Annotated in this window: 24 protein-coding genes and 1 pseudogene; 14 read left to right on the plus strand and 11 right to left on the minus strand. The window is 38.1% G+C overall.

The window, feature by feature from the left end:
• Positions 1-31 precede the first annotated feature (31 nt).
• Positions 32-1195, plus strand: coding sequence for an MFS transporter (locus CWR45_RS03120; protein WP_115748344.1), 1164 nt, complete (start codon positions 32-34; stop codon positions 1193-1195).
• 272 nt (positions 1196-1467) lie between these two features.
• Here the strand turns inward: CWR45_RS03120 and CWR45_RS03125 are convergent, their stop codons facing one another.
• On the minus strand, positions 1468-1686 hold the full coding sequence (locus tag CWR45_RS03125) for a helix-hairpin-helix domain-containing protein (protein ID WP_115748345.1): 219 nt from the start codon (positions 1684-1686) through the stop codon (positions 1468-1470).
• Positions 1687-1858: 172 nt separating this feature from the next.
• On the opposite strand from CWR45_RS03125, the gene CWR45_RS03130 reads away from it, so the two are divergent.
• From CWR45_RS03130 to CWR45_RS03140, 3 genes are read left to right on the plus strand one after another with little or no spacing between them, the layout of a single operon-like run.
• Positions 1859-2209 (plus strand): PadR family transcriptional regulator, encoded by a 351-nt coding sequence (locus CWR45_RS03130; RefSeq protein ID WP_115748346.1) that lies wholly within the window; start codon positions 1859-1861, stop codon positions 2207-2209.
• Positions 2181-2954, plus strand: a complete 774-nt coding sequence (locus CWR45_RS03135; protein WP_245975324.1) for a DUF1129 family protein — start codon at positions 2181-2183, stop codon at positions 2952-2954. Before CWR45_RS03130 ends, CWR45_RS03135 begins: the two co-directional genes overlap by 29 nt.
• A gap of 51 nt (positions 2955-3005) precedes the next feature.
• The gene (locus CWR45_RS03140; RefSeq protein WP_115748347.1) at positions 3006-4172 is read left to right on the plus strand and encodes an alanyl-tRNA editing protein; all 1167 of its coding nucleotides are present in this window, start codon (positions 3006-3008) and stop codon (positions 4170-4172) included.
• A 181-nt stretch (positions 4173-4353) separates the two neighbouring features.
• On the opposite strand, the gene CWR45_RS03145 is transcribed toward CWR45_RS03140, so the two are convergent.
• The 3 genes from CWR45_RS03145 to CWR45_RS19685 all read right to left on the minus strand — a co-directional run bounded on the left by CWR45_RS03145 (position 4354) and on the right by CWR45_RS19685 (position 5675).
• The gene (locus tag CWR45_RS03145; protein ID WP_115748348.1) at positions 4354-4641 is read right to left on the minus strand and encodes a hypothetical protein; all 288 of its coding nucleotides are present in this window, start codon (positions 4639-4641) and stop codon (positions 4354-4356) included.
• Positions 4642-5311: 670 nt separating this feature from the next.
• Positions 5312-5437: a hypothetical protein gene (locus CWR45_RS20260; protein ID WP_281271820.1), complete on the minus strand. Its 126-nt coding sequence runs from the start codon at positions 5435-5437 to the stop codon at positions 5312-5314.
• Positions 5438-5510: 73 nt separating this feature from the next.
• Complete coding sequence (locus tag CWR45_RS19685) at positions 5511-5675, minus strand: hypothetical protein (RefSeq protein ID WP_170138775.1); 165 nt, start codon at positions 5673-5675, stop codon at positions 5511-5513.
• A 227-nt stretch (positions 5676-5902) separates the two neighbouring features.
• On the opposite strand from CWR45_RS19685, the gene CWR45_RS03150 reads away from it, so the two are divergent.
• From CWR45_RS03150 to thrB, 3 genes are read left to right on the plus strand one after another with little or no spacing between them, the layout of a single operon-like run.
• Positions 5903-7204 (plus strand): homoserine dehydrogenase, encoded by a 1302-nt coding sequence (locus tag CWR45_RS03150; RefSeq protein ID WP_115748349.1) that lies wholly within the window; start codon positions 5903-5905, stop codon positions 7202-7204.
• Positions 7201-8262, plus strand: a complete 1062-nt coding sequence (gene thrC, locus CWR45_RS03155) for a threonine synthase (RefSeq protein ID WP_115748350.1) — start codon at positions 7201-7203, stop codon at positions 8260-8262. Before CWR45_RS03150 ends, thrC begins: the two co-directional genes overlap by 4 nt.
• A complete protein-coding gene (thrB, locus tag CWR45_RS03160; protein WP_115748351.1) occupies positions 8259-9155 on the plus strand; it encodes a homoserine kinase in 897 nt (298 codons plus the stop codon). Before thrC ends, thrB begins: the two co-directional genes overlap by 4 nt.
• Positions 9156-9302: 147 nt before the next feature.
• Here thrB and CWR45_RS20265 read toward each other — a convergent pair whose 3' ends face one another.
• Together CWR45_RS20265 and argF are read right to left on the minus strand one after the other, a co-directional pair.
• A complete protein-coding gene (locus CWR45_RS20265) occupies positions 9303-9425 on the minus strand; it encodes a hypothetical protein (protein ID WP_281271821.1) in 123 nt (40 codons plus the stop codon).
• A gap of 94 nt (positions 9426-9519) precedes the next feature.
• Entirely contained in the window at positions 9520-10485 is a 966-nt protein-coding gene (gene argF, locus CWR45_RS03165; protein WP_425453589.1) for an ornithine carbamoyltransferase, read from the minus strand.
• 182 nt (positions 10486-10667) lie between these two features.
• Here argF and CWR45_RS03170 point away from each other — a divergent pair, with 182 nt between their 5' ends.
• The 4 genes and pseudogenes from CWR45_RS03170 to CWR45_RS03185 all read left to right on the plus strand — a co-directional run.
• A complete protein-coding gene (locus tag CWR45_RS03170) occupies positions 10668-12029 on the plus strand; it encodes an FAD-dependent oxidoreductase (RefSeq protein ID WP_115748352.1) in 1362 nt (453 codons plus the stop codon).
• A 125-nt stretch (positions 12030-12154) separates the two neighbouring features.
• Positions 12155-12478, plus strand: a complete 324-nt coding sequence (locus CWR45_RS03175) for a winged helix-turn-helix transcriptional regulator (RefSeq protein ID WP_115748353.1) — start codon at positions 12155-12157, stop codon at positions 12476-12478.
• Between the two features lie 38 nt (positions 12479-12516).
• Entirely contained in the window at positions 12517-13419 is a 903-nt protein-coding gene (locus CWR45_RS03180; RefSeq protein ID WP_425453590.1) for a DsbA family protein, read from the plus strand.
• A 487-nt stretch (positions 13420-13906) separates the two neighbouring features.
• Positions 13907-15244: pseudogene (locus CWR45_RS03185) on the plus strand (MATE family efflux transporter); the annotation flags it as partial.
• A 47-nt stretch (positions 15245-15291) separates the two neighbouring features.
• Here the strand turns inward: CWR45_RS03185 and CWR45_RS03190 are convergent.
• The 5 genes from CWR45_RS03190 to CWR45_RS03210 form a co-directional block, all read right to left on the minus strand.
• Complete coding sequence (locus tag CWR45_RS03190; protein ID WP_115748356.1) at positions 15292-16488, minus strand: class I SAM-dependent rRNA methyltransferase; 1197 nt, start codon at positions 16486-16488, stop codon at positions 15292-15294.
• Between the two features lie 87 nt (positions 16489-16575).
• Positions 16576-16743 carry a Fe3+ hydroxamate ABC transporter substrate-binding protein gene (locus CWR45_RS03195; protein WP_115748357.1) on the minus strand — a complete coding sequence of 56 codons (168 nt, stop codon included), beginning with the start codon at positions 16741-16743 and terminating at the stop codon, positions 16576-16578.
• A gap of 156 nt (positions 16744-16899) precedes the next feature.
• On the minus strand, positions 16900-18189 hold the full coding sequence (locus CWR45_RS03200; RefSeq protein WP_115748358.1) for an aminotransferase class I/II-fold pyridoxal phosphate-dependent enzyme: 1290 nt from the start codon (positions 18187-18189) through the stop codon (positions 16900-16902).
• 18 nt (positions 18190-18207) lie between these two features.
• Positions 18208-19308, minus strand: coding sequence for a histidinol-phosphate transaminase (gene hisC, locus CWR45_RS03205; protein WP_425453588.1), 1101 nt, complete (start codon positions 19306-19308; stop codon positions 18208-18210).
• A 100-nt stretch (positions 19309-19408) separates the two neighbouring features.
• Positions 19409-19705: a DUF3219 family protein gene (locus tag CWR45_RS03210; RefSeq protein WP_115748360.1), complete on the minus strand. Its 297-nt coding sequence runs from the start codon at positions 19703-19705 to the stop codon at positions 19409-19411.
• A 321-nt stretch (positions 19706-20026) separates the two neighbouring features.
• On the opposite strand from CWR45_RS03210, the gene CWR45_RS03215 reads away from it, so the two are divergent.
• The 3 genes from CWR45_RS03215 (at position 20027) to CWR45_RS03225 (ending at position 23109) form a co-directional block, all read left to right on the plus strand.
• Positions 20027-20884, plus strand: a complete 858-nt coding sequence (locus CWR45_RS03215; RefSeq protein WP_211315922.1) for an alpha/beta fold hydrolase — start codon at positions 20027-20029, stop codon at positions 20882-20884.
• A gap of 27 nt (positions 20885-20911) precedes the next feature.
• Positions 20912-22177 (plus strand): ATP-binding protein, encoded by a 1266-nt coding sequence (locus CWR45_RS03220; RefSeq protein WP_115748362.1) that lies wholly within the window; start codon positions 20912-20914, stop codon positions 22175-22177.
• A gap of 155 nt (positions 22178-22332) precedes the next feature.
• The gene (locus tag CWR45_RS03225; RefSeq protein ID WP_281271822.1) at positions 22333-23109 is read left to right on the plus strand and encodes a DUF2935 domain-containing protein; all 777 of its coding nucleotides are present in this window, start codon (positions 22333-22335) and stop codon (positions 23107-23109) included.
• The last annotated feature ends 42 nt before the right edge of the window (positions 23110-23151 follow it).

Raw genomic sequence — 23151 nt, forward strand, 5'->3', positions numbered from 1 at the left:
CAGGTATCTAAATGAAGAAAGGCGTCATAATATGGATAAACGTGTATATTTATTAACAATCGTTTCCTTTGTAGTTGGAATGGTTGAATTGATAATTGGGGGAATTCTAGATTTAGTTGCGACAGATTTAAACGTTAGTCTAGGACAAGCCGGTCTATTGATTACCATATTTTCACTTACATTCGCTATATCAGCACCAATTTTATCATTTTTAACAGCAAAAATTGAAAGAAAAAAATTAACATTAATCACGCTATTTATCTTTTTCTTTGGAAATCTTGTCGCTGTTTTTAGCCCATCCTACACAATTTTATTCATTTCTAGAATGATTTCAGCAGCAAGTAGCTCCCTGCTCATTGTCCTATGTGTTGTCATGGCTGCAAATATTGTCGAACACAAATATCGTGGACGTGCAATTGGGATTGTTAATATGGGGGTCAGTGGTTCGCTCGTATTAGGTGTCCCAATTGGGTTAATGCTCGGAAATGCTTTTGGTTGGCGTGCTCCTTTTGCAATGATCGCAGTCTTGAGCTTATTGTCGATAACTGGAATATTCCTGTTTATGAGCAAAATGGCTCCTACCGAACAAATCTCAATTAGAAAACAACTCGGTTCGCTTAAGAATGTTGTTGTGTTATTTGCACAATCAACCACGTTTATCATGCTCACTGGTCATACAGTGCTCTATGCCTATTTAACACCATTTGTAAAATCTACAATGGATCTTGACGGGACATGGGTAAGTATCATTTACTTTGTTTTTGGAATCGCTGCAGTAAGTGGAGGTTTTATCGGTGGAACATTTTCCGACCGATTTGGCGCAAAGCCTACAATTCTATCGGTTGTCTTACTATTCGGCATTGCAATTTTTATAATCCCATACACAACATTTTCAATCCCTTTATTTATAATAATCATGGTTGTCTGGGGTATGATGAGTTGGGCTCTCACGCCACCGATGCAAAGTTATTTAATGCAAGCTGCACCTGAGACATCAAACATTCAAATAAGCTTAAATAACTCTTCTGTGCATCTAGGTATTGCCTTTGGTTCCTCAGTCGGTGGAATTGTTATTGAACAAGCTTCGGTTAAACAAAACCCAACAGTAGGCGGACTCTTTGTTATCGTCGCATTAATAACAGCACTTATTTCCATCACAGCTTACAAAAAGCGTAAACGTAAAGCGCAACATTAGTGAAGTTGATATAGATCAAAGACTGCCACATCGAAATTCGTGAATTACGATGTGGCAGTCTTTTTTTAGATATTTATTTCCCATCGATTACTTCCGATACCTTTCCGGACAGTCGTTTCAATCAACTGCGGATAGTTAGTGAAGATACTAATATCCGTAACGTTCTTAGTAAAGGAATTTTCTGTAGTCCGCGGAATGCGAACTGCTTTCCTAGGTTAGCAAGTGAGCAATAATAAAGCACGTTTTTGGGCAGCCCTCGCCTTTCATTATCATTAAGTTTCATCAAGGAATGCTAATCCCTGCTCATTAAGTGCAATACGAAGTTGTTCTACAGCCTTTGGTCCCATCCCATGCAATGCAAGTAATTCCGACACTTTACACTCTGCGACTTGTTCTAATCGTAAAATCCCTTTACCTGCAAGCGCCCGCACAGCTGGTTTCGCTAGATTCTTCGGTAGATTACCCTCTTCATATTGTTGTTCTTGTTCCATTCCTTTTCATCTCCTTTGCCATCAGTTAGTATCCTTTTCTTATTTTTACGTTTTTAATACTAATATAATAGCAAATAAATTTTTTCTATTAAATGTTTTACTATCTTGCATAACACTATACCATATTGTAAGATAGTATTATTATGAATAATCTTTGTTTGGGGTGTTTATCATGTCCACATCTAGTCAAATGCTCAAGGGGTTGCTTGATGGCAGTTTACTGGCACTAATTGCCAAGGGGGAAACGTATGGATATGAAATGATTGAAAAACTCCAGCAGCATAAATTCGCTGTCGTTAGTGAGGGCAGTATTTATCCAGTATTAATGCGTTTGCAGAAGAATAATTTTGTGTCGACGGAGCTTAGAAAATCACCAAACGGACCGAAAAGGAAATATTATACGATTACAGCAGAGGGGGAAAAAGAGCTCCAGCTTTTTAAGGAACAATGGCAGCACTTATCATTCGGAATGAATTCTATCTTGGGGGAAAGGGATGAACAAAATGCTAAGTCAAAAATCTGAGCAATTTATCATTGAATTACGCATGTATTTAACATCAAAGGGAAAGAATGATCAGCAAATCAACGACATTGTTGAGGAACTTAGCGATCATTTACATGAAGCCGAAGCGGAAGGAAAAAGCGTTGAAGATATTACAGGTGGCAGTCCAAGAGCATATATGAAAACAATTGGAAATGAAATGGGCTTTGATTTCCGTCAGTTTGCAGGTTTAGTACCGATGATGACCTTCCTTCTACTGGCATATTTCAGTCTAGGACCTGCTATTGAAGGGACAATTTCACTGTCAAAAACAGGATTATGGATAGGCCTTGGAATGGTGATTTTATCGTTTATCATTTACGGATTCTTTCTTGTTAATATACTCCCGAAATTATATCATTCAAAAAGCTTTTATGTTGTTGGTATTGCCCTTCAGCTAGTAATGACAGGAGTCTTTGTTGTCATCCTATTATTAGAATTGAAACTAGATACAGAACCTTTCTTCGTAGCAACACCAATGCAAAATAACTTGATTATAATTGCAGACATCATCATTTTTATTGCTGCGGCTATTTACACGAAGACTTGGTTTACCATTATTTTACCGATTTTCATGGCATTAGGACCTTTAGCAACAAGGGTCATTCCTGAAAGCATTAATAAGAATCCAACTTATATTGCGATGACAATTGCAATATTAATCATCGTTTCCATTGGAATTTTGGTATTTATTATTCAAAAGGGAAAAAGGAAAAAAAACGGCTAGAAATTAATTTAGCAGACAATGAAATACATCAATAAATTGGGGGATGTAATGATGACAAGAAAGCTTTATTATGAGTCCGCTTATGAGAAGGTATGGTGGACAAACATCATCGATTCAATAGAAAGAGATGGAAAATATTTCATCATTCTTGAAGAAACTGCTTTCTATCCCCATGGCGGTGGACAGCCATGTGACTTAGGTAGTATCGATGGAATCAAAGTATTAGATGTTTTCTCAGAGGATGGTGAAGTTGTTCACCAGGTTGAACGGTTGCCAGAAACCGATAAAGTGATTTGTAAGCTTGATTGGGAGCGACGATTTGATCATATGCAAAATCATAGTGGCCAGCATTTATTATCCGCTGTATTTCGAGATCTTCTCCAAGCGCAAACTGTTAGTTTCCATCTTGGAACAGAGGATGTGACGATTGACATTGACCAATCAGATATTACTAATGATCAGCTCACGGTGGTAGAGCAAGAGGTAAATAATCGTATCTATCAAAATCTCGAGATTTCTAGTTATTTTGTAAGTAATGAACAACTAAGGAATATCCCCGTAGTTAAAATGCCAAAGGTAACGGAAAATATTCGCATCGTCGAAATCGAGGGCGTTGAATACAATGCATGTGGCGGTACACATGTTACACGAACCGGTCAAATTGCCATGATTAAATTATTTAAAGCTGAGAAACTAAAAGGTGCAACACGCGTTCATTTTAAATGCGGTAATCGTGCTTTGGCAGATTATAATAAGGTCCTAGCGATTATCGATACCCTTTCGGAAAAGTTCAATACTGGTAGAAAGGATATTCTTGATCGTTTTGAAAAATGGGAACAAGGATATAAACAAATTCAAACGGAACTTTCACATATTAAAGAGCAAAATGAAGCTTATTTATCTAAAGAACTGCTTTCGAATATGGAAGGAAAGCTTGTATCTCATGTTTTTGCAGACAAATCACTAAAGGATATGCAGCGGTTGGCTGCTAAAATTGTTACAGATCAAGCAATTATTGTATTACTCGCTACTACAGCTGAAAATAAGATATTACTTTATCATAGTGGATCCGAACACTTCTCGTGCGGGAAATTATTCAAGGAGCATCTCCCTGCATTTAATGGAAAAGGTGGAGGAAATGACCAATCAGCACAAGCTGGATTTCCCTCTAATGAGGATTCAGTACAGTTCTATGAATTTATTAAAAAACAGGTTTAATAAAAATACAGCAGACGCATTGTGCCAACCTGCTGTATTTTTCTATTCTTTAGATTCGCTTTCTCGGAGGAAAGATTTATGAGAGAAATATGAATTTACTGCTTCTCCTATCCATTATCCTTAGGTTCCCCCCAAGTATAATGGGTTAGTAGATTCTACGAAGTTTTTTATTAATCTACACCTATCTTGCCGATTCAATTACACTTAAGATATTCTTTTCTTTCAGGATATTATCCAAACGGAACATAATCGTATTATATGCCTCATATTTATAAACGATTAAAATATGTTTATCCATTTTAACGCCAAGAAAGAATCGCTCTACTTTTTTCTTTACATAATGCGTAATTTGTTCTTCATAAAATAATTTTCTATTCTTGATCTTCTTTTCTACCTCATTTGTTATTGTAAAGACAAATTCCAGGACAGTAAATTGAAAATCACCACAGTACGCTGCAATTGTCACCATAATAACCTCCTTCTTCTTTCAAATTTTAGTAAGAGAATATGTGAGATTAATATGCTTGGTTTCAGGAGTTGTTTAATAAGAATAATAGAAGAGGAGAAGAGGTTTTACTTCTTAATACTTTCAATCTTAAAATCCTACTTTTTCTCATTTTATCTTTATTAGACTCCAGCAATAATTTAATCGCACTAATACTTGTAAACTATGTTGGCCTTGAAAGTTCTTGCATTCTGTTTCACAGATTCTTGCTGACCTCTCTTGGAAATTCGCATTCTATTCTTTGACTTGCCCATGTATGCATCTACGGATATCTGATTCAACCATTGCCTTAAACAGCTACATTAATCGCAAGTAACTTCCATTGATTTCAAGTAATATCCTCCCCATCTATAGGAGATGAAATTATAGAACTACTCTGGCAGGATAAAGTTAATCATGGAGTCTTTCAGAAATTATTCATTGAATAAGTAAAAATTGCTTAATATTTATTTTATGTAACTACTTAGATAGTGATTCATATTTTTGAAAAATAGAAGCAGAAGCAATTACCTACTGTATAAGATAATCGCTTCTTTACATTCGCGGAAGAAGTTTTGGCTACGCTCTGTCTTTACTATAAGCATCCAACTAGCTTGAAAAACAGCTCCAACTTCCAATCTAATGTTCCTATCTATTAAACAAATTCATTATTAAATCTGGAATCATACAATTCGTTTGAATCAATCTGGCAATATCTGCGATGATTCATCATCAACTCATTTACATATTCAGATGTTGGTTCCTCGGTTAATGACGACATTTCCTGAATTCACCCAGTAATTTCATTGAAAGCATCCCAAATACTGTGAAATACAAAGCATGAAGCTAGTAACTCACCGATACCTTTGCCTATCCTGATTACGAAAGATAAGCAACATTAATAATCCTACACCTAGCCCAATTGCTCCACCCATTTCTATTGAATTAAACAATAATCCCAATCCCATGCCAATGATTAAACATATACCAAAGATAAAACCTATAATCGCATCATTCATCTTGCCCACCCCCAAATTTTACAAGGACTCTTTATTTAATTTATTCCTTTAGGAAATTTTTGGTTCATTATTATGTGAAATTTACAGATTTTTTTGGGCGAAAGTGTTTTAACTTTTTTGATTTAATTGAAATTGTTCGAAAGTTCTCTATTGCTATACGTTAATATTCGTGTTTAAATGTATTAAATATTAAAATATTTATAGTAAATAATTTATGAGGTGATTTTGTGGGAAACAATGTATCTATCGGTCTTTTAGGATTAGGTGTAGTTGGTTCAGGTGTGATAAAGCTAGTTGAGGAGCATCAGGAAAAACTCGTCCATCAACTCGGATGTGGCGTGCAAGTAAAAAGTGTTTTGGTTCGCGACTTGGAAAAAACGCGTGAAGTCGCCCTTGATCGAACGTTTCTCACTTCTAATCCTGATGATGTTTTAAATGATCCAGAAATTGATATTGTTGTAGAAGTTATGGGTGGTATTGATCTCGCCCGAGAATATATTTTGAAAGCTTTTGCTGCAAAAAAACATGTTGTAACAGCGAATAAGGATCTCGTTGCCCTACACGGTATAGAACTTCAAGAGGCTGCAAGCAAAAACAAATGTGATTTCTATTATGAAGCAAGTGTTGCAGGCGGTATTCCAATCTTGAGAGGAATCGTCGACGGACTGGCATCGGACCGAATTCAGCAAGTCATGGGGATTGTTAATGGTACTACCAACTATATTTTAACCAAAATGAATACAGAGGGATTAAGCTATGAAACAGCATTAAAGCAAGCACAGGATCTCGGGTTTGCTGAAGCAGATCCTACATCAGATGTTGAAGGACTCGATGCAGCTAGAAAAATGGCAATTTTAGGCCGACTCTCCTTTTCAACCGATGTTGACTTAGAGGATGTTGAAGTGAGTGGCATTACGAACATCGAAATTGAAGATTTAGAGTATGGAAAGCAGCTTGGATATACAATGAAACTGATAGGCTTCGCTAATTTCGATAACCAACAGCTTGAAATCAACGTACAGCCAACCCTCCTTTCTAATAGCCATCCATTATCAGATGTGAAGAATGAGTATAATGCAGTGTATGTATACGGGAAAGCAGTCGGGGAAACGATGTTTTACGGACCTGGTGCAGGAAGCTTACCAACAGCTACTGCTATTATGTCTGACGTTATTGCTGCTATTAAAAATATGCGATTAGGTGTAACTGGAAACCAATTTGTGAAATCCCATTTTAAGAAAGTATTAAAAACACCTGAACAGCGATATGGACAATATTATGTACGTCTCCATGCAAAAGATGAAGTTGGCGTATTCTCACGTATTTCTACCTTATTTAATGACCTTAACATTAGCTTCAAACGGATCTTACAAAACCCAAATAAAAAGGCAGAAACAGCAGAGATTGTCGTTGTTACACACCAAACATCACTAGAAAACTTCCAAAAGGCATTAGAAAATCTAAACGAATTACAAGCTGTACTCGAAGTAAACAGTTATTATAAGGTAGAAGGAGATGTAGCAAAATGAAGTGGCAAGGATTACTTAACAACTATAAAGAATATCTTCCCGTTACAGATGAAACTCCTGCACTTACACTTAATGAAGGGAATACACCATTAATCTACTTCCCTAATCTTTCCAAGGATTTAGGAATCGAATTATATGGGAAAGTTGAAGGTGCAAATCCAACTGGTTCCTTTAAGGATAGAGGAATGGTTGTTGCAGTAGCAAAAGCGATTGAGGACGGCAGTAAATCGGTTATTTGTGCTTCAACTGGGAATACATCTGCTGCCGCTGCTGCATATGCCGCCAAAGCAGGAATCAGAGCAATTATTGTTATCCCTAAAGGAAAAGTAGCGCTCGGGAAACTTGCCCAAGCAGTTATGTATGGAGCAGAAATTATTGAAATTGATGGTAATTTCGATGATGCATTAACAATGGTACGTAAACTAAGTGAAACAACGCCTGTTACATTAGTAAACTCGGTTAATCCTTATCGTTTAGAAGGTCAAAAAACAGCAGCATTCGAAATTTGCGATTTTCTAGGGGATGCGCCTGATATTCTTGCTATTCCAGTTGGTAATGCAGGAAATATTAGTGCTTACTGGAAAGGGTTCAAAGAATATAATGAACATAAACAAACTGGTCTTCCAAAAATGTTCGGATTTGAAGCTGAAGGAGCTGCAGCCATTACTCTAGGAGAACCAATTGCGAGTCCAGAAACCGTTGCAACTGCCATTCGTATTGGTAATCCTGCAAGCTGGGAACTGGCTGTTAATGCTAAGGAAGAGTCTGGTGGAAGAATCGGCTCCGTTACTGATGATGAGATTATCAATGCGTTTAAATTATTACCAAGCAAAGAAGGAATTTTTGCCGAGCCAGGATCTTGCGCATCAATTGCTGGTGTTATTCAACAAGTTGCAAATGGAGCGATTAAAAAAGGAAGCAAAGTCGTTGCTGTTCTTACAGGAAATGGACTGAAGGATCCACAAACAGCAATGGATCAAATTAAAGTCGAGCCTACCACTCTACCAAATGATGAAGCAGCGATTACCGAATACATTCAAAAATTGGTGAAACAATGAAGCGTTTCACCATTCAAGTACCAGCAAGCTCGGCAAATATCGGTCCTGGATTTGATTCTTTAGGACTTGCAGTAAATCTCCATCTTAATTTAGAAGTGACAGAAGCAGATAATTGGGAGTTCGAACACCGCTCATCCCTTCTAGGGCCTGTTACAAATTATGAAGAGCATTTTATTTATCAAATAGCAAAGCAAACAGCAGCACGTCACAATAAAGAGCTTCGACCATGCAAAGTAGTCGAGACAAGTAATATTCCCTTAGCACGCGGGCTTGGAAGCAGTTCCTCCGCCGTCCTAGCTGGGATTGAAATAGCCAATCAACTCTGTAATTTATCTCTAACAACCGAAGAAAAATTACAATATGGAACAGACATTGAAGGACATCCAGACAATATCGCTCCAGCACTATATGGCGGTTTAGTGATTGCTGCAATCACAGATGACCAAGAGACTCATTGGGTCCGATTGCCCGAAATCAAGTCCGATATCATTGTACATATTCCAAACGTTGAATTAAAAACGGAAAAGGCACGCGGCGTACTTCCTGAAAGCTATTCGAGAGGACAAGCTGCTAGCGCAAGCGCCGTTAGCAATGTTCTCATCGCAGCATTATTATCTAGTGATTATTCATTAGCTGGGAAAATGATGGAGAAGGATTTATTTCATGAGCCATACCGGGCAGAACTCATTCCTAATTACCATCTCATCCGAAACTCAGCAAATGAGTATGGCGCATACGGAACGGTGATTAGTGGTGCAGGTCCAACGATGATTTCCTTCGTCCCGGAAGGAGCAGGAGAAACCATCGCTAACCAGATGAAGAAAATACTTCCTGACTATGAAATAAAAGCATTACAAATTGATCAAACAGGATTAAAGATTGATTGTGGCTGAAAGGACCTAGCGAGTGCGCTAGGTCCTTTTCTCTGATATATTTTTTCTCCTGGCGATATCCGCGTGCTCGTGCTGATATAATTTTCCTCCTGGCGATAACCTTGTTCTCATGCTGATATATTTTTCCTCCTGGCAATATCCGCGTGCTCATGCTGATATATTTTTTCTCCTGACGATATCCGCGTGCTCATGCTGATATTCCCGCTCTCCTGACGATATTTCCTCGCTCGTGCTGATATTCCGCTCTCCTGCCGATATTTCCTCGCTCATGCTGATATTCCCGCTCTCCTGCCGATATCCGCGTGCTCGTGCTGATATTCACGCTCTCTTGTTACGACATGACATCTCCGCTTCTAACAAAGGCCTAATCCTCATCACCCATCAAAGCAACCATCAATGCCTTTTGTGCATGCAGGCGATTTTCAGCTTGCTGGAAGACAACGGAATGTTTACCATCAATCACCGCAGCACTTACCTCTTCTCCCCGGTGAGCTGGAAGGCAGTGCATAAATGTTACATCGGGTTTCGCCAAGGATAATAATGCTTCATTAACTTGATACCCTTTGAATGCAAGCTCTCTTTCCGCTTGTTCCTGCTCCTGTCCCATGCTTGCCCATACATCGGTATAAATGACATCTGCATCCTCGCAAGCAGTCTGAGGATTATCTGTCACCGTAATTTTCGCACCATGCTCGGATGAAATTTGCTGCGCTTGTTCCGTTACTTCTTGAAGCGGCTGATAATTTTTCGGGGATACAATCGTAAGGTCCATCCCCATTTTAGCCGCGCCAATCATGAGTGAATGTGCCATATTATTTCCATCGCCGATATAGACAACCTTGACACCCGCAAGCTTTCCTTTTATTTCCTTAATCGTTTGTAAATCTGCGAGTACTTGACATGGGTGGTATAAATCCGTAAGCCCATTAATGACTGGAATGCTTGCATATGCAGCTAACGCTTCTACTGTTTCCTGGGCGAATGTACGAATCATAATGCCATCTAAATAGCCAGATAACACTTGAGCTGTATCAGCAATCGTCTCGCCTCTTCCCATTTGAATATCCTGTGTACTGAGGAAGATCCCCTGACCTCCTAATTGAAAAATTCCCGTTTCAAAAGAGACTCTTGTTCTTGTCGATGACTTTTCAAAGATCATCCCTAATGTTTTTCCTTTTAAAGGTTGGGTGGATTTCCCCTCTTTTTGTAGAGTTTTCAGTTCGTCGGCCAATTCTAATAAATAATTGATTTCTTCTTGGGTATAATCAATTAGCTTTAAAAAATCTTTTCCCTTTAATTGTTGTTTATCCATCTTCACATTCCCCGTCATCATCCTCGCTCCTCCTATAACTACTATTATGAATTATTATGCAATAATAAGAATAAATATTCAATAGTGTTTTCGAAAAATAGGCAATAATATTTTCCATCCATCCTTCATTTTCACTCATATCTCGTTTTTGTTTAATCTATCGTGTAGAAGGTAATATTCACTATAGGAGATGATAAATAATGAAACATTATGATGCAATAATTATTGGTTTTGGAAAGGCCGGAAAAACATTAGCTAACACACTCGCAAATCTTGGAAAACAAGTGGCGATGATTGAAAAGTCATCCGAAATGTATGGTGGTACCTGTATCAACATTGCTTGTATTCCGACAAAAGCGCTCGTTTATCAATCAAATGAGAGGAAATATTCTGAAGCACCGAAAGAAGATTTTTACCAATACGCAATTGAGGAAAAAGATGACCTAACTTCCCTTTTACGTGATAAGAATTTCCATATGTTAGCGGATCAAGATAGTGTAATGGTCTACACTGCTGAAGCAAGCTTTCTCGATAATCATACGGTTCAACTAACCGCTGAAACTGAAACACTAGAATTAACAGCGGAAAACTTCTTTATCAATACTGGCTCCGTTCCTGTAATTCCACCAATTGATGGAATAAAGGAGAGTAACTTTGTTTATTCTTCGACAACACTTCAACAATTAGAAACACTTCCTGAGAAACTCGTAATTATTGGTGGCGGCTATATTGGCTTAGAATTTGCCTCTATATATGCAAACTTCGGTTCAGAGGTCATCATTCTTGATCATGGTACTACCTTCTTACCGAGAGATGATCGAGATATAGCTGAGGAAGTAAGAAAAGTACTAGAAGCAAAAAATATTAAGATTACATTGGATAGTAATGCAACATCAATCATTGATCAAGATGGCGGTGTTACTGTCAAATATGAACAGGGAAACAATGCGAAAGAAATAGCTGCTTCCGCTCTTTTAATTGCAACCGGAAGAAAGCCAAATACAGATGCACTCGGCCTTGAGAACACCTCTATTGAAGTCGATGACAAGGGCGCTATTATTGTCGATGATTACTTAAAAACAACTGCAGCAAATATTTGGGCATTAGGTGATGTAAAAGGCGGTCCACAATTTACTTATATTTCCTTAGATGATTTCCGAATTATTCGTGACCAATTCGTTGGTGAGGGAAATTATACACTGAAGGATCGTCAAAACATCCCCGATTCTGTGTTTATTGACCCTGTACTCTCACACGTTGGACTGAATGAGGAAACTGCAAAGAAAAAGGGAATTTCGTATAAAGCAGCTACAATGAAAGCTGGCGAGGTTCCGCGATCACGAATAATCAAGCAAACCGATGGACTATTAAAAGCACTAATTAACCCGGATACAAAGGAAATTTTAGGTTGTACCTTATTCTGTGCTGAATCCAGTGAAATGATTAATATCGTTAGACTGGCGATGGAAGCGAAATTGCCTTATACGGCTTTACGTGACCATATATTCACACATCCATCGATGAGCGAAGCATTAAATGATTTATTTAGTAAATTTGATTAAAAGGAAGCAGTCGGAACATGAGCTACCCCTCATGATTCCGGCTTATTTTTTTCTTTATATTGTATACTTTTTATACTTGATTTAATTTGTATACCGGTTTATAATCATAATTAGAGGTGGTACAAATGAAAGTTTGTCCTTATATTGAAGCGTCATTCCAGATTCTAGGGAAAAAGTGGAATGGGCAAATTGTCCATTACTTATCACTATGTGAGCATGAGATGGCACATTTCTCAGATATTAAACGAGATTTGGCAGGAATCACTTCAAGAGCATTATCACTGAAACTTTCCGAGCTTGCAGAGGATGGAATTGTCGACAAAGTAGTAGAAGGCGGTACACCAGTTACCATTACGTATGTACTGACAGAAAAAGGGAGTTCACTAGCTAAAAGTTTAAAACCAATTCAGGAATGGGCAAGACAGAATATGAATGTAGAAAGCAAATGACAAGGGGGATAAATAAATTGGCAAATAACAATAATAATATGGTTTGTGATGTAGAGACAGGAGTATGCGGAGTTGCAGGAAGCGAAGAAATGGAGTTGATTGATTTGACAGCACCTAAGAAAACAATTGAGCTTTATTATGTAACGGATCCAATTTGTTCGCATTGCTGGGCAATCGAGCCTCAGTTTAATCGATTCTTAGAGCAATATGGTGACTACTTCAATGTCCACACTGTCATGGGTGGTCTGCTTGAAAAATGGGGCGACGGCTTTGCCGACGTACAAAACGGAATTGCTGGACCAAGTGATGTTGCTGGGCACTGGAGAGAAGTTGGTGACATGACTCGAATGCCAATTGATGGTTCTTTATGGTATGACAACCCTGTAACATCATCTTTCCCGCCATCACGTGTATTTAAGATTGTTCAAAAGCATGATGAAAAACTTGCTCGTGTCTTCCTGCGTCGCGCAAGAGAAGCTGTCTTTGCTTTCAATCGAAACATTTCCGATCAAGAAGTATTAATTGATCTTGTAAACGGTCTTGGTCTTGACGGAAAGGCAATTGTGAAAGAAGCGGAACATCCAGATAGTCAGCAATTGCTAAACGAAGATTTCCAACTTGCTGCTAGCTTGGGTGCAAGAGGATTCCCTACAATTATAATGGTTAACGAGGAAAATAAAGGGGTTAAAATCGTTGGCGGACGCCCATTTGAGTATTATGTAGCCGGACTTAAACAAGTACTTGGTGAGGATCCAAAATCAAAACAACAACCAACACTTGAGGATTACCTTGCAAAGGAAAAACTCTTATTCTCAAAAGAAATTGAAGTTATGTACGATCTAGAACAAGCAGCGATTAAAGATTTTGTAGAAAAAGAGCTTTCAACGAATGACTATGAAGCTAAAGAAGTTCTAGGCGAAACGTATTTCGTTAAAAAATAATTGAAATTTTATAGGCTAAGCATCGGAACAATTCTCGTTTTGAGGATTGTTCTTTTAATGTGGGTGCTTTCAAAATGATAGTTGTGTCGAATATGGTAAGGAACGTCGATGTAAAGTACGGTGCGGGTAATGTTGTTTTCTGCTATCGAATTTTCACACCTTAGGATATTTCATCTTTGTCGGAAAAAGAGCCTAGGTAAGACTTCGAAGTGCAGCAGCACAAGAAGGCTCACCAGCTCACCTAAGGTGTGCGAATTGTATTTCTGGAGTGACAGCCAAGGATGCAAATATCATCCAAAGTTAGTTCACATTTTATCTAAAATGCTAACAGTAAGAAATCGCTCACTCTCTTTGAGCACTTATATTGAATTCAATAAGCTTATAGACTACCCTTAAATCATATGTATTTTCATGAAGGGATTACAATTTTCTAGTTCACCTGAATTCTACTGATGCAAAGTGAACACTCTTCTCAAAGGCAGGTTTTTCAATGAAAAAGCAACATGATTTCACACAAGGAAGCATCCTAAAGCAATTAATTGCGTTTTCAGGTCCAATTATGCTAACAAATTTGTTGCAGACCTCGTATCAAATTGTGGATAGTTTATGGGTTGGCAACTTACTAGGTGCAAATGCACTAGGTGCTGTTTCCCTTTCAGGAACCATTATTTTTACCGTACTATCATTTGTAATTGGTCTAAACAACGCAGCATTAACCATTTTATCCCAGCAAAAAGGGAAGGATAATTTGGATGGGTTAAAACGCTATTTAAATGCCTTCGTCGTCTTGATGACAATCATTGCAGCAGTTTTAGGGTTTATAGGCTATCTTTTTGCTGAACAGTTTTTAAGACTGCTTGGAACACCTGAAAGTATGATGGCGGAAGCAATCACTTATTTACGAATTAATTTTCTCGGAATCCTCTTCTTATTTGGCTATAATTTTATTAGTACTGTGCTTCGTTCACTTGGTGATAGTAAGACACCATTACGATTTGTCACAATCGCGGTTATCTTAAATATTGTACTAGATCCACTCTTTATCTCTGGATTTAATTGGGGTGTAGACGGTGCTGCCTATGCAACCATTCTATCACAGGCAGTCGCATTTCTTTATGGCATTATTTATATATTAACGAAAAAACTTGCACCATTTAGCTCGCCAAAGCTCCCTTCTTGGCGTGAGGTCCGATTGATTCTAAATCTAGGTATTCCATCTGGCCTACAAATGGCAGTTATATCCGCTGGTTCTGCCGCGATTATGAGTGTTGTTACAGCATTTGGTGGAAGCGTTGTAGCAGGATTTAGTGCTGCCCAAAGGCTTGATAGTCTAGTAATGCTCCCAGCGCATGCACTCAGTACAGCAGTAAATAGTATGGCCGGGCAGAATATTGGTGTACGAAACTGGAAACGGGTCAGCCAAATCGCAAAATATGGAGTGCTATACAACTTCCTCGTAATGACAGTAATCGGGATTCTTATTATATTCTTTGCCGAGTTCAGCATGAAGCTGTTTATCCAAGAAGAAGAAGCCGTTGCATTTGGAACAAGGTATTTGCAGATTATCGCACTATGTTATCCATTTTTGGGGATAAATTTTATTTTAAATGGAATTGTTCGAGCTGCTGGTGCAATGTATCAAGTGCTAGTGCTAAACCTCATTTCCTTCTGGATTCTCCGTTATCCATTGTCAGCGTTATTCGCCAATCTTTTTGGCGATATTGGGATTGCAGTGGGAATGGGAACAAGTTTCCTTGTTAGCAGTATTTTTGCATTTCTGTATTTTCGGTTTGGAAAATGGCGGAGGAAAGAATTATTTACCTAAAAGAAAAATCCGCTTTATCCCTCTATAGGGATTGAAGCGGATTTTTTTTAGTTTTGTACTTGGATAACAAGAACCTTCAAATATTTTCCTTGTAAGAAATTCTTATCTACCTGAAAGTCTGCTGGCAGAGAAAACTGTTCAAGGATAGTGTATTTTGTATTCATCTCTTTAAACCCCTTTTCGATAAAGCCTTTAAATTTCTTCATACCGAACGAGGCATTATTTGTGGAAGCAATGATAATCCCATTCTTCTCTGTAATTTCTAATGTATCTTTAATTAGAGCGGGGTAGTCCTTTGCCGTACTGAATGTATGCTTCTTAGAACGTGCAAAGCTTGGTGGGTCAAGGACAATTAAATCAAACTTCAAATCTTTTCGTTTTGCATATTTAAAGTAATCGAAGACATCCATGACAATGATATCCTGCTCTTCTATGTCAATCCCATTCAAGCTGAATTGCTCAATTGTCTTACTTTTACTGCGTTTCGCAAGATCGACACTCGTTGTTTTCTCAGCCCCACCTAGTGCAGCTGCTACAGAGAAAGCTCCTGTATAAGAAAATGTGTTCAGCACATTTTTGCCTTTTGCATATTTATCTCGAATCGCTTTGCGTACGTCACGCTGATCAAGGAAAATACCTACCATTGCTCCATCGTTCAAGTAAATCGCGTAATTAATCCCATTCTCTGTAACAATAATCGGAAACTGACCGCGCTCACCTTTAACAAAATCATCATCCTCAAGGTACTGCCCTTTCGTATCAAAGCGCTTTTTCTCATAGATCGCTTTATAATCACCAAGAGAATCTAGTGCGCCCAGCACTTGATTTTGGAAAGTGTAAATACCTGCGCTGTACCATTGGATTAAATAATAACCATCAAAGTAATCAATAGTCAGTCCACCAATTCCATCGCCTTCTCCATTAAAAACACGAAAAGTCGTAGTATTTATATCCTTGAAAAAGGCTTCGCGTTTATTAATCGCTGTGAGAATCTTATCCTTGAAAAATTCATCGTCAATCTTTTCCCATTTATCATGGGACAGGACCCAGCCAATACCTTTATTTTGCTCACCATAATAACCTTTAGCAATAAATTGGCGATTATTATCGACCAGGTTTACAATCGCACCTTCCTCTGTTAATGCTTCTACATTCGCTACTGCATCTTTACTTATTAAAGGATACTTATTCTTATATTGTTCAATAAACTTAGCGTTTACTTTTAAATCAATTGTCGGTTTCATAACTTCATCCTATCCTTGCTTTTTTCCCATTATCGCACGTTGGCAGGAAAAGGGAAAGGGCATGACCACGCTTTTAGTGATATGTATTTATTTTTGATTCATACACGCTTCACAGGTGAAACTTCCTTCGTTCTTTAAATATGCCTTTATTTCCGTCATCCCTCTGCGCTTAGGATAACGCAATTTAATAAAAACAATTTCATTATCTTTAATTTCTTTTCCACACTTATTACACTTCGGCTCTTCTCTAAACATTACCCCGCCCCCTATTATATATTTTGTCAATATTTCTATTACGATTAAGAATGACAAACGTTTCTTATGAGGGACTGATTTCATAAGAAATCCCCGATAACTCCATCGATGACTAGCAACCACCAATGAAATTATCAGGGAAATCGTATCCTATTATTATGCCAAATCTTTCATTCCTTGATAAATACAGTCAAACAATCCTTCAATGTCCTCTTCTTCTACACTTGAAAAGGCAATTCGTAAATCTTTAGTATTTACAGCAATCGTGCCAACCCCGTATTTATCTAATAAATGCACTCGTAATTCCTCGGCATCTACACCATTTAACTTCAAACACATGAAGTAGCCAGAGTTAAATGGATAAACAGACCAGTAGGCATTGTATTCTTCCTTTTCTAATACAGCCTTGACTTTATTCGCTCTCTTTTCCAAAATATCATGCTTCTCTTGTTTTTCCGCTTCGAATTCACTTGATTGCAATGATTCTAAAATAACTGTTTGTGACAAGTGTGATCCACTTGAAATCGTTGCGCGAATAAGTCCCATCGTTTTTTGTTCTAATGCATGAGCAATCATGGGACTCTCGACGCCGTATGTGATGAATCCAACACGCAGACCCCAAACATAATTTTCCTTTGTTGCCCCGTCAATTTTCACTGGCAGTATTCTTGGGTGTAAGCCGATTAACTGGCCAAACATTGACTCCTTCACTGAATCTTCATAAAACAATCCATAATAGGCATCATCGAGAAGGACGACTAGATTTATTCCTTCCTCAGCCGCTGCTTCTAATGCATATACGATACCAGCTACTTCTGCAGCACCTGGCGTATAACCTGTTGGATTATTCGGGAAGTTAAGCAATACAATTGCCTTCCCTTTTTCCTTTTGAGCCATTAGACATTCTTTAAAGGCTGCAACATTAAATTTGTTCTCCTCATCAAATAACGCAAATGTTTCTATACCGCCGCCTCGACGGACTGTAAAGGTTAAATTATAGTTTCCCCAGAATTTATCCGGCATGATTAGCGTATCACCTTCATTTACAAATAAATCGGCTGCAATACTTAATCCATGTGTAAGTGCATTCGTAACAATCGGCAATCCAAAGTCTTTTCCTTGTAGAGAAGGATTTTCTTTCAACAGTTTATCCTTCCACGCTTGGCGCAGTGCAGGTTTTCCTGCAGGTGGAGCATACGGATAAATATCCTTTGGTGCATAAGCATCTAGGTTCTTCTGGATATGCTGAAAATGCATTGGTTCTTTTCCTTCTGTCGCGATACCAACTGTCGCATTATATCGTGTTGCTTTCTTACTAGCCTCAGCACTCTGACTCAATATTCCTTTTGGATAATACATGCTTCTGCCTAGATTGGAAAGTAATTCATAGTATTCATTATTCTCTCCGCTAATGTCTGCATTTAACTGTTTGGCAAGATTGTTCAATGGTTCATACCTCCGTAATTAATTGTCTAAAATTGACGTTAATGACTCAATAAAAAATAGATTCTCTTCCTTCGTACCTACTGATACACGGACATATTCAGGCAGTCCCCAGCCTTTTCCATAGCGGACAATTACTCCTTTTTCGAGAAGCTTGTTATAAGTACTCTCTGCATCAGGTCCTAATTTAACAAGAATAAAATTACTTTGCGTTTTTGTAAAGTCTAGATTTAGTTCTTGGAACGCTTGATAAAGCTGCTCACATCCAGCAAGATTTCCTTTTCTAGATTTCTGTACATGCTCTTCGTCCGCAATCGCTGCTTTCGCAGCTGCTTGTGCTAAGCTATTCACATTAAACGGTTCTTTTACCTTCAGGATACTCTGGATTATAGATTTAGGTGCAATCCCAAAGCCAACACGTACACCGGCAAGTCCATATATTTTTGAAAAAGTTTGGAGCACTAAAATCGGCTGATTTTCTCTAACATATTCGATCCCATCGGTGTAATCATCGGCAGTCGCATAATGACTATATGCACCATCAAGCACGACTAGGACATCTTTCGGTACTGCCTGAAGCAGTTGATCAAGATCTGCTTTTGATAAGTATGTACCTGTTGGGTTATTTGGCGAACAAAGGTATAGTAATTTCGTACGTTCCGTAATAGCATCCACTAACTTCTGCACATTAAACTGAAAACCTTCTTCAAATGGAACAGGCACAACAGTCGCACCCATAATATGTGCACCAAAGTCGTATTCACTAAAAGATGGGGATGGTACGATAATCTCATCATCTTTTTCTAAGAAAGCTTCTGAGATTAGAGTGATTAATTCATCCGCTCCGTTTGTTACGATAACTTGCTCTTGTTTTACATCTAAGCTTGTAGCTATTGCTTGTTTTATTTCAACGGTATCTGCATCTGGGTAACGATTAAGCTCTGCTAATTGAGAGGATATTGCTTCTACACCCTTCGGAGACGGGCCGAATGGATTTTCATTTGATGCTAATTTCACAACCTTATCCAAATTTAGTTCCTGTTGTAATTCCCAGATTGGCTTTCCTGGTGTGTAAGGTTCAATATTTTTTAAAACTGTGCGAGGTTTAATTTGATTTGACAAGTAGACCATCCCTTCCAACAATCTTTATTAAACTGAAAATATACTTAGTTCCTAATAATCATTCATTATATAACATATTAGCGAAATAAAGTAACCTTTCTTAAACTTTTTCAATTAACTCTAATTTAAAATCGCCAACAGCATCTTTTACCGTTAAATCAGTAATCGAAGTAGAATAGTTATAAATCGTTGCCTGGAATTCCAACTCTTTTTCTTGAACTTTTACAATGAAGTCATTTTTATAGAGCAGTGTCGTAATGTCGTGTGACTGTTCACTTCTTACTTTAAAATCAAAGCTGATTTTCCGCCGTGCTTTCTCATCATTCTGCAATTGCTCTTGTTGAAAATTTGTTGCTTCGATTGCTACGTCATTTATCGTTACTTTTACGTTCGTCATGCCAACACACGCACCTTTCTTTAAGCTTTCTATTGATTAAATTCTATCAGTTCACCAACATCATTACTAGCCTATTGATTTTGCTCATGCTTGTTATCAAAACTAAGATTCGACAAAATATGAGAATTGACATGCACCGCCAAAAATATTTAAGTACTATTTCGAATATGGTATGATAATGATTAGATGATTCAGAAATATCTTCAAATTTATTAGAAGGGGTTTCCTTGTGAAAAAATCATTACCATTTTATTTCTAACAATTATCATCCTATTAATCTTAATAATTAGTGGTTCTTGGATCTACAATAAAATCGTAACAGTGAAGGAAATCAAGGAGACACCTCCACCAGGAAAACTTGTTGTTGTCAATGGTCATTTGATGCAGGTATATACTGAAGGTACAGGTGATACAGCCATAGTTTTCATGTCTGGTGGCGGAACAAGTGCGCCAACGCTTGATTTTAAGCCGCTTTGGTCAGAACTCCTTGACCAATACCAAATTGCCGTCATTGAGAAGGCAGGTTACGGCTGGAGCGACATTGCCGATGTTTCGCGAGATATCGATGTTATTTTAGAAGAATCTCGTACCTCACTAGAAAAATCAGGGATAGCATCTCCATATGTATTAGCAGCCCACTCTATGTCAGGAATCGAAGCAATCCGCTGGGCACAAAAATATCCAGAGGAGGTAACAGCCATTATTGGCCTAGATCCTGCTATTCCAGGAAGCTATGAAAATATGGTACTACCGAATATATTTACACAAAATCTCGCAGTATTCGCAGCACGTACTGGGCTATTACGATTTATTCCGGATGTAGCAAATAGTTCTGCAGCTATTCAGTCGGGTTATTTATCAGCAGAAGAAGTAGATACATATCAAGCCCTCTTCTATAGAAGGACACTTACTTCCAACATGCAGGAGGAAGTAAAGCAAATTAAAGAGAATGCAAAAAAGGTTAATAATGATCCTGTTCCCTTTGAAACACCAATGTACTTTTTCATCTCGGACGGGGAAGAAATAGACGTCCCTAATTGGCAGGAGATACTTTTCAGTTATACAGAGGATTTAATTTACGGGAAACACTTAACCCTTGATGCTGGTCACTATATCCACGCATGGGAGCCGGAGCGAATCGGAAAGGAGATTGACCAATTTCTAAAACAATTAAACTAAAACAAATAAATTCGAGAGGAATTTCGCATGAACAACAAACCGACATTAATTAAATATAGTGATACTGATAGCAACACGATTTCACATTATTACGATTATGCTGTTGCAATCACGAAGATTAAAGAAATATTAGCGAAAAAGCTTGGACATGATTTCAATCTGTTTGCTTTAGAGGAAGGTATTGAGGAAGTTTTCAATACAATTGGACAAATTTTGGCGAAAAAAGAACTCGATGTGGAAGTGATTGCAAGCATCTATGATACTTTGGGTACCTTCAATATTAGCTATAACGAGGGAGAGCGCTTTTCCGTTACCCCTTCACTCGTAAATAATATTTTCTACTTTCCGAACTATGAGGTTGCAATCGTCCGAATTCCGATATATCAAAGTCACTCTGATTATATTCAGGAATTTGTTTTTGCAACGGATCATCAGTTATTGCTCAACTTTTTAAATTACATTCTTGAGAAGCAGCGCAATTATATGCTTGAGGGTATCAACGTACTGACAGATACAGAGGATGGACTAGAGAGATTGAAGGAACAGATTACAAACCAAATTCAAAGAGAAGACATTTTATTGGAGGAAGATGTAAAAACGGATATTTACCGCTCAATCGATGAATTCTTCCAAAAGAGTGGGACCTTCTTTAAAAAATACAATATCCCATATCGACGGGGGATTCTCTTATACGGAAGTCCTGGGAACGGGAAAACAACACTTGTAAAGTCAATTGCCGGAAGTGTTTCAGCACCCGTTGTTTATTGGCAAATTACCGAATATACAACGAGCTACTCAATAAAAGAAGTGTTCTCCACAGTTACGAAGATGGCACCAATGATCCTTATCATCGAGGATATTGACTCGATGCCAGAACATGCAAGATCCGTATTCCTAAATACATTGGACGGAGCAACATCTAAAGAAGGCATCTTTTTAATCGGGACAACGAATTACCCTGAAAAGATTGATCCGGCACTGATTAATCGAGCTGGTCGCTTTGATCGCGCATACGAAATCAAGCAGCCTGATGATACATTACGCAGTGAATATTTACGTAAGAAAGGGCTGACACAATTCCTTGATGAGGTGATGTTAGAGCAAGTAACAACACAGACAAAGGGATTGTCTATTGCCCAGCTGAACGAATTATATATGTCTGTAGCGCTTCAGTGGCATTATGAACAGCAAATTGATGTAGATAAAATCGTCAAAGACCTGCTAGAAAATCAAAGACGAACGATGAGGCAGGATTGGGAAACTGAAGAATATGCAGGGAGAATGGGATTCTAGTCTACACGGAAAGCTTGGTTAATCAATGATTAGTCAAGCTTTTTTATTATATTCAATTTCGATCTGTTCTTAGACAACCTAGTCTAAACATAAACCTATGAATGGAATACACAATTAGTGTTATATAAAGGAGGCGGGTTAAGATAAGCACATTTGTGTCTAGATCACTAGAAGAGACAAGGTTTTGGTCAAGAATAATGAAGGAGCATGCTTTATTTTTAAGTTTAGGCTTCAGCTATGGTGATACGAAGCTGATAGAAGAGGCACAGGAATTCATCACTTTATTTGAAAGGATTGAAGAGAAGCTAAGTAAGTTTTCCTGGAATTCCGATCCACAGGAAGTCGCTAAATTTAATGTAGAGGTGTATCAAGCCGCAACATCGATTTGGGCATATAAAAGAAAGGTCCTTGGCTTAAGCTTAAATTGCGATATTCGCTCAAATAACTATCCGTTATTACTTGACCATACGAGCCGAGAGGCTGCATACTTCGCGAATCGATTGAAAGACTTAAATGAAGGGAAATTACAACCATTACCTGAAACCATTATTAAAGAGAATGTTTTCTTCTTAAGAATCATGGCAGATCACTCGAAATTTATTGGGCATTTGCTCGACCCTTCTGAACGAAAATTGGTCTCCCAAGCACGAGAATTTAGTCATGATTTCGATCAGCTCGTCTTTCAAGCATTAGATCTCGATTCCATGCGCCCACAATCGGAAACGGTACCTATCCTAGATCAATTTCTCGATCAGAATCGTGTATCCGTTAAGTCCTTGCGCGAATTCAAGAAAACTGCGAGTGAATTAATTGATGAATGTAAAATAAAAAGCAATATCCACCCTCTTCTTGCTGACCATGTCTTCCGGGAAGCTGATCGGTTCCTTCATATTATTGATATGTTTGATGAAAGTCTCATGGCGAATCAATAGGAAGTTCAAAAGCGCGATTAATTTTGTCACTTAATCACGCTT

This window comes from Oceanobacillus chungangensis (assembly GCF_003369565.1).
Lineage (GTDB): Bacteria > Bacillota > Bacilli > Bacillales > Amphibacillaceae > Oceanobacillus > Oceanobacillus chungangensis.

What these genes read in the sequence shown, in the direction of transcription:
- CWR45_RS19685 (WP_170138775.1), bottom strand. Translation starts at nt 5,675, where the DNA reads ATGAATGATGCGATTATAGGTTTTATCTTTGGTATATGTTTAATCATT.
- CWR45_RS03195 (WP_115748357.1), bottom strand. Translation starts at nt 16,743, where the DNA reads ATGTTTAGAGAAGAGCCGAAGTGTAATAAGTGTGGAAAAGAAATTAAA.
- CWR45_RS03140 (WP_115748347.1), top strand. Translation starts at nt 3,006, where the DNA reads ATGACAAGAAAGCTTTATTATGAGTCCGCTTATGAGAAGGTATGGTGG.
- CWR45_RS03220 (WP_115748362.1), top strand. Translation starts at nt 20,912, where the DNA reads ATGAACAACAAACCGACATTAATTAAATATAGTGATACTGATAGCAAC.
- CWR45_RS03210 (WP_115748360.1), bottom strand. Translation starts at nt 19,705, where the DNA reads ATGACGAACGTAAAAGTAACGATAAATGACGTAGCAATCGAAGCAACA.
- CWR45_RS03135 (WP_245975324.1), top strand. Translation starts at nt 2,181, where the DNA reads ATGAACAAAATGCTAAGTCAAAAATCTGAGCAATTTATCATTGAATTA.
- CWR45_RS03170 (WP_115748352.1), top strand. Translation starts at nt 10,668, where the DNA reads ATGAAACATTATGATGCAATAATTATTGGTTTTGGAAAGGCCGGAAAA.
- CWR45_RS03180 (WP_425453590.1), top strand. Translation starts at nt 12,517, where the DNA reads ATGGTTTGTGATGTAGAGACAGGAGTATGCGGAGTTGCAGGAAGCGAA.
- CWR45_RS03175 (WP_115748353.1), top strand. Translation starts at nt 12,155, where the DNA reads ATGAAAGTTTGTCCTTATATTGAAGCGTCATTCCAGATTCTAGGGAAA.
- argF (WP_425453589.1), bottom strand. Translation starts at nt 10,485, where the DNA reads ATGACGGGGAATGTGAAGATGGATAAACAACAATTAAAGGGAAAAGAT.
- CWR45_RS03125 (WP_115748345.1), bottom strand. Translation starts at nt 1,686, where the DNA reads ATGGAACAAGAACAACAATATGAAGAGGGTAATCTACCGAAGAATCTA.
- CWR45_RS03145 (WP_115748348.1), bottom strand. Translation starts at nt 4,641, where the DNA reads ATGGTGACAATTGCAGCGTACTGTGGTGATTTTCAATTTACTGTCCTG.
- thrC (WP_115748350.1), top strand. Translation starts at nt 7,201, where the DNA reads ATGAAGTGGCAAGGATTACTTAACAACTATAAAGAATATCTTCCCGTT.
- CWR45_RS20265 (WP_281271821.1), bottom strand. Translation starts at nt 9,425, where the DNA reads ATGAGCGAGGAAATATCGGCAGGAGAGCGGAATATCAGCACGAGCGAG.
- CWR45_RS20260 (WP_281271820.1), bottom strand. Translation starts at nt 5,437, where the DNA reads ATGTCGTCATTAACCGAGGAACCAACATCTGAATATGTAAATGAGTTG.
- CWR45_RS03130 (WP_115748346.1), top strand. Translation starts at nt 1,859, where the DNA reads ATGTCCACATCTAGTCAAATGCTCAAGGGGTTGCTTGATGGCAGTTTA.
- CWR45_RS03190 (WP_115748356.1), bottom strand. Translation starts at nt 16,488, where the DNA reads ATGAAACCGACAATTGATTTAAAAGTAAACGCTAAGTTTATTGAACAA.
- CWR45_RS03120 (WP_115748344.1), top strand. Translation starts at nt 32, where the DNA reads ATGGATAAACGTGTATATTTATTAACAATCGTTTCCTTTGTAGTTGGA.
- thrB (WP_115748351.1), top strand. Translation starts at nt 8,259, where the DNA reads ATGAAGCGTTTCACCATTCAAGTACCAGCAAGCTCGGCAAATATCGGT.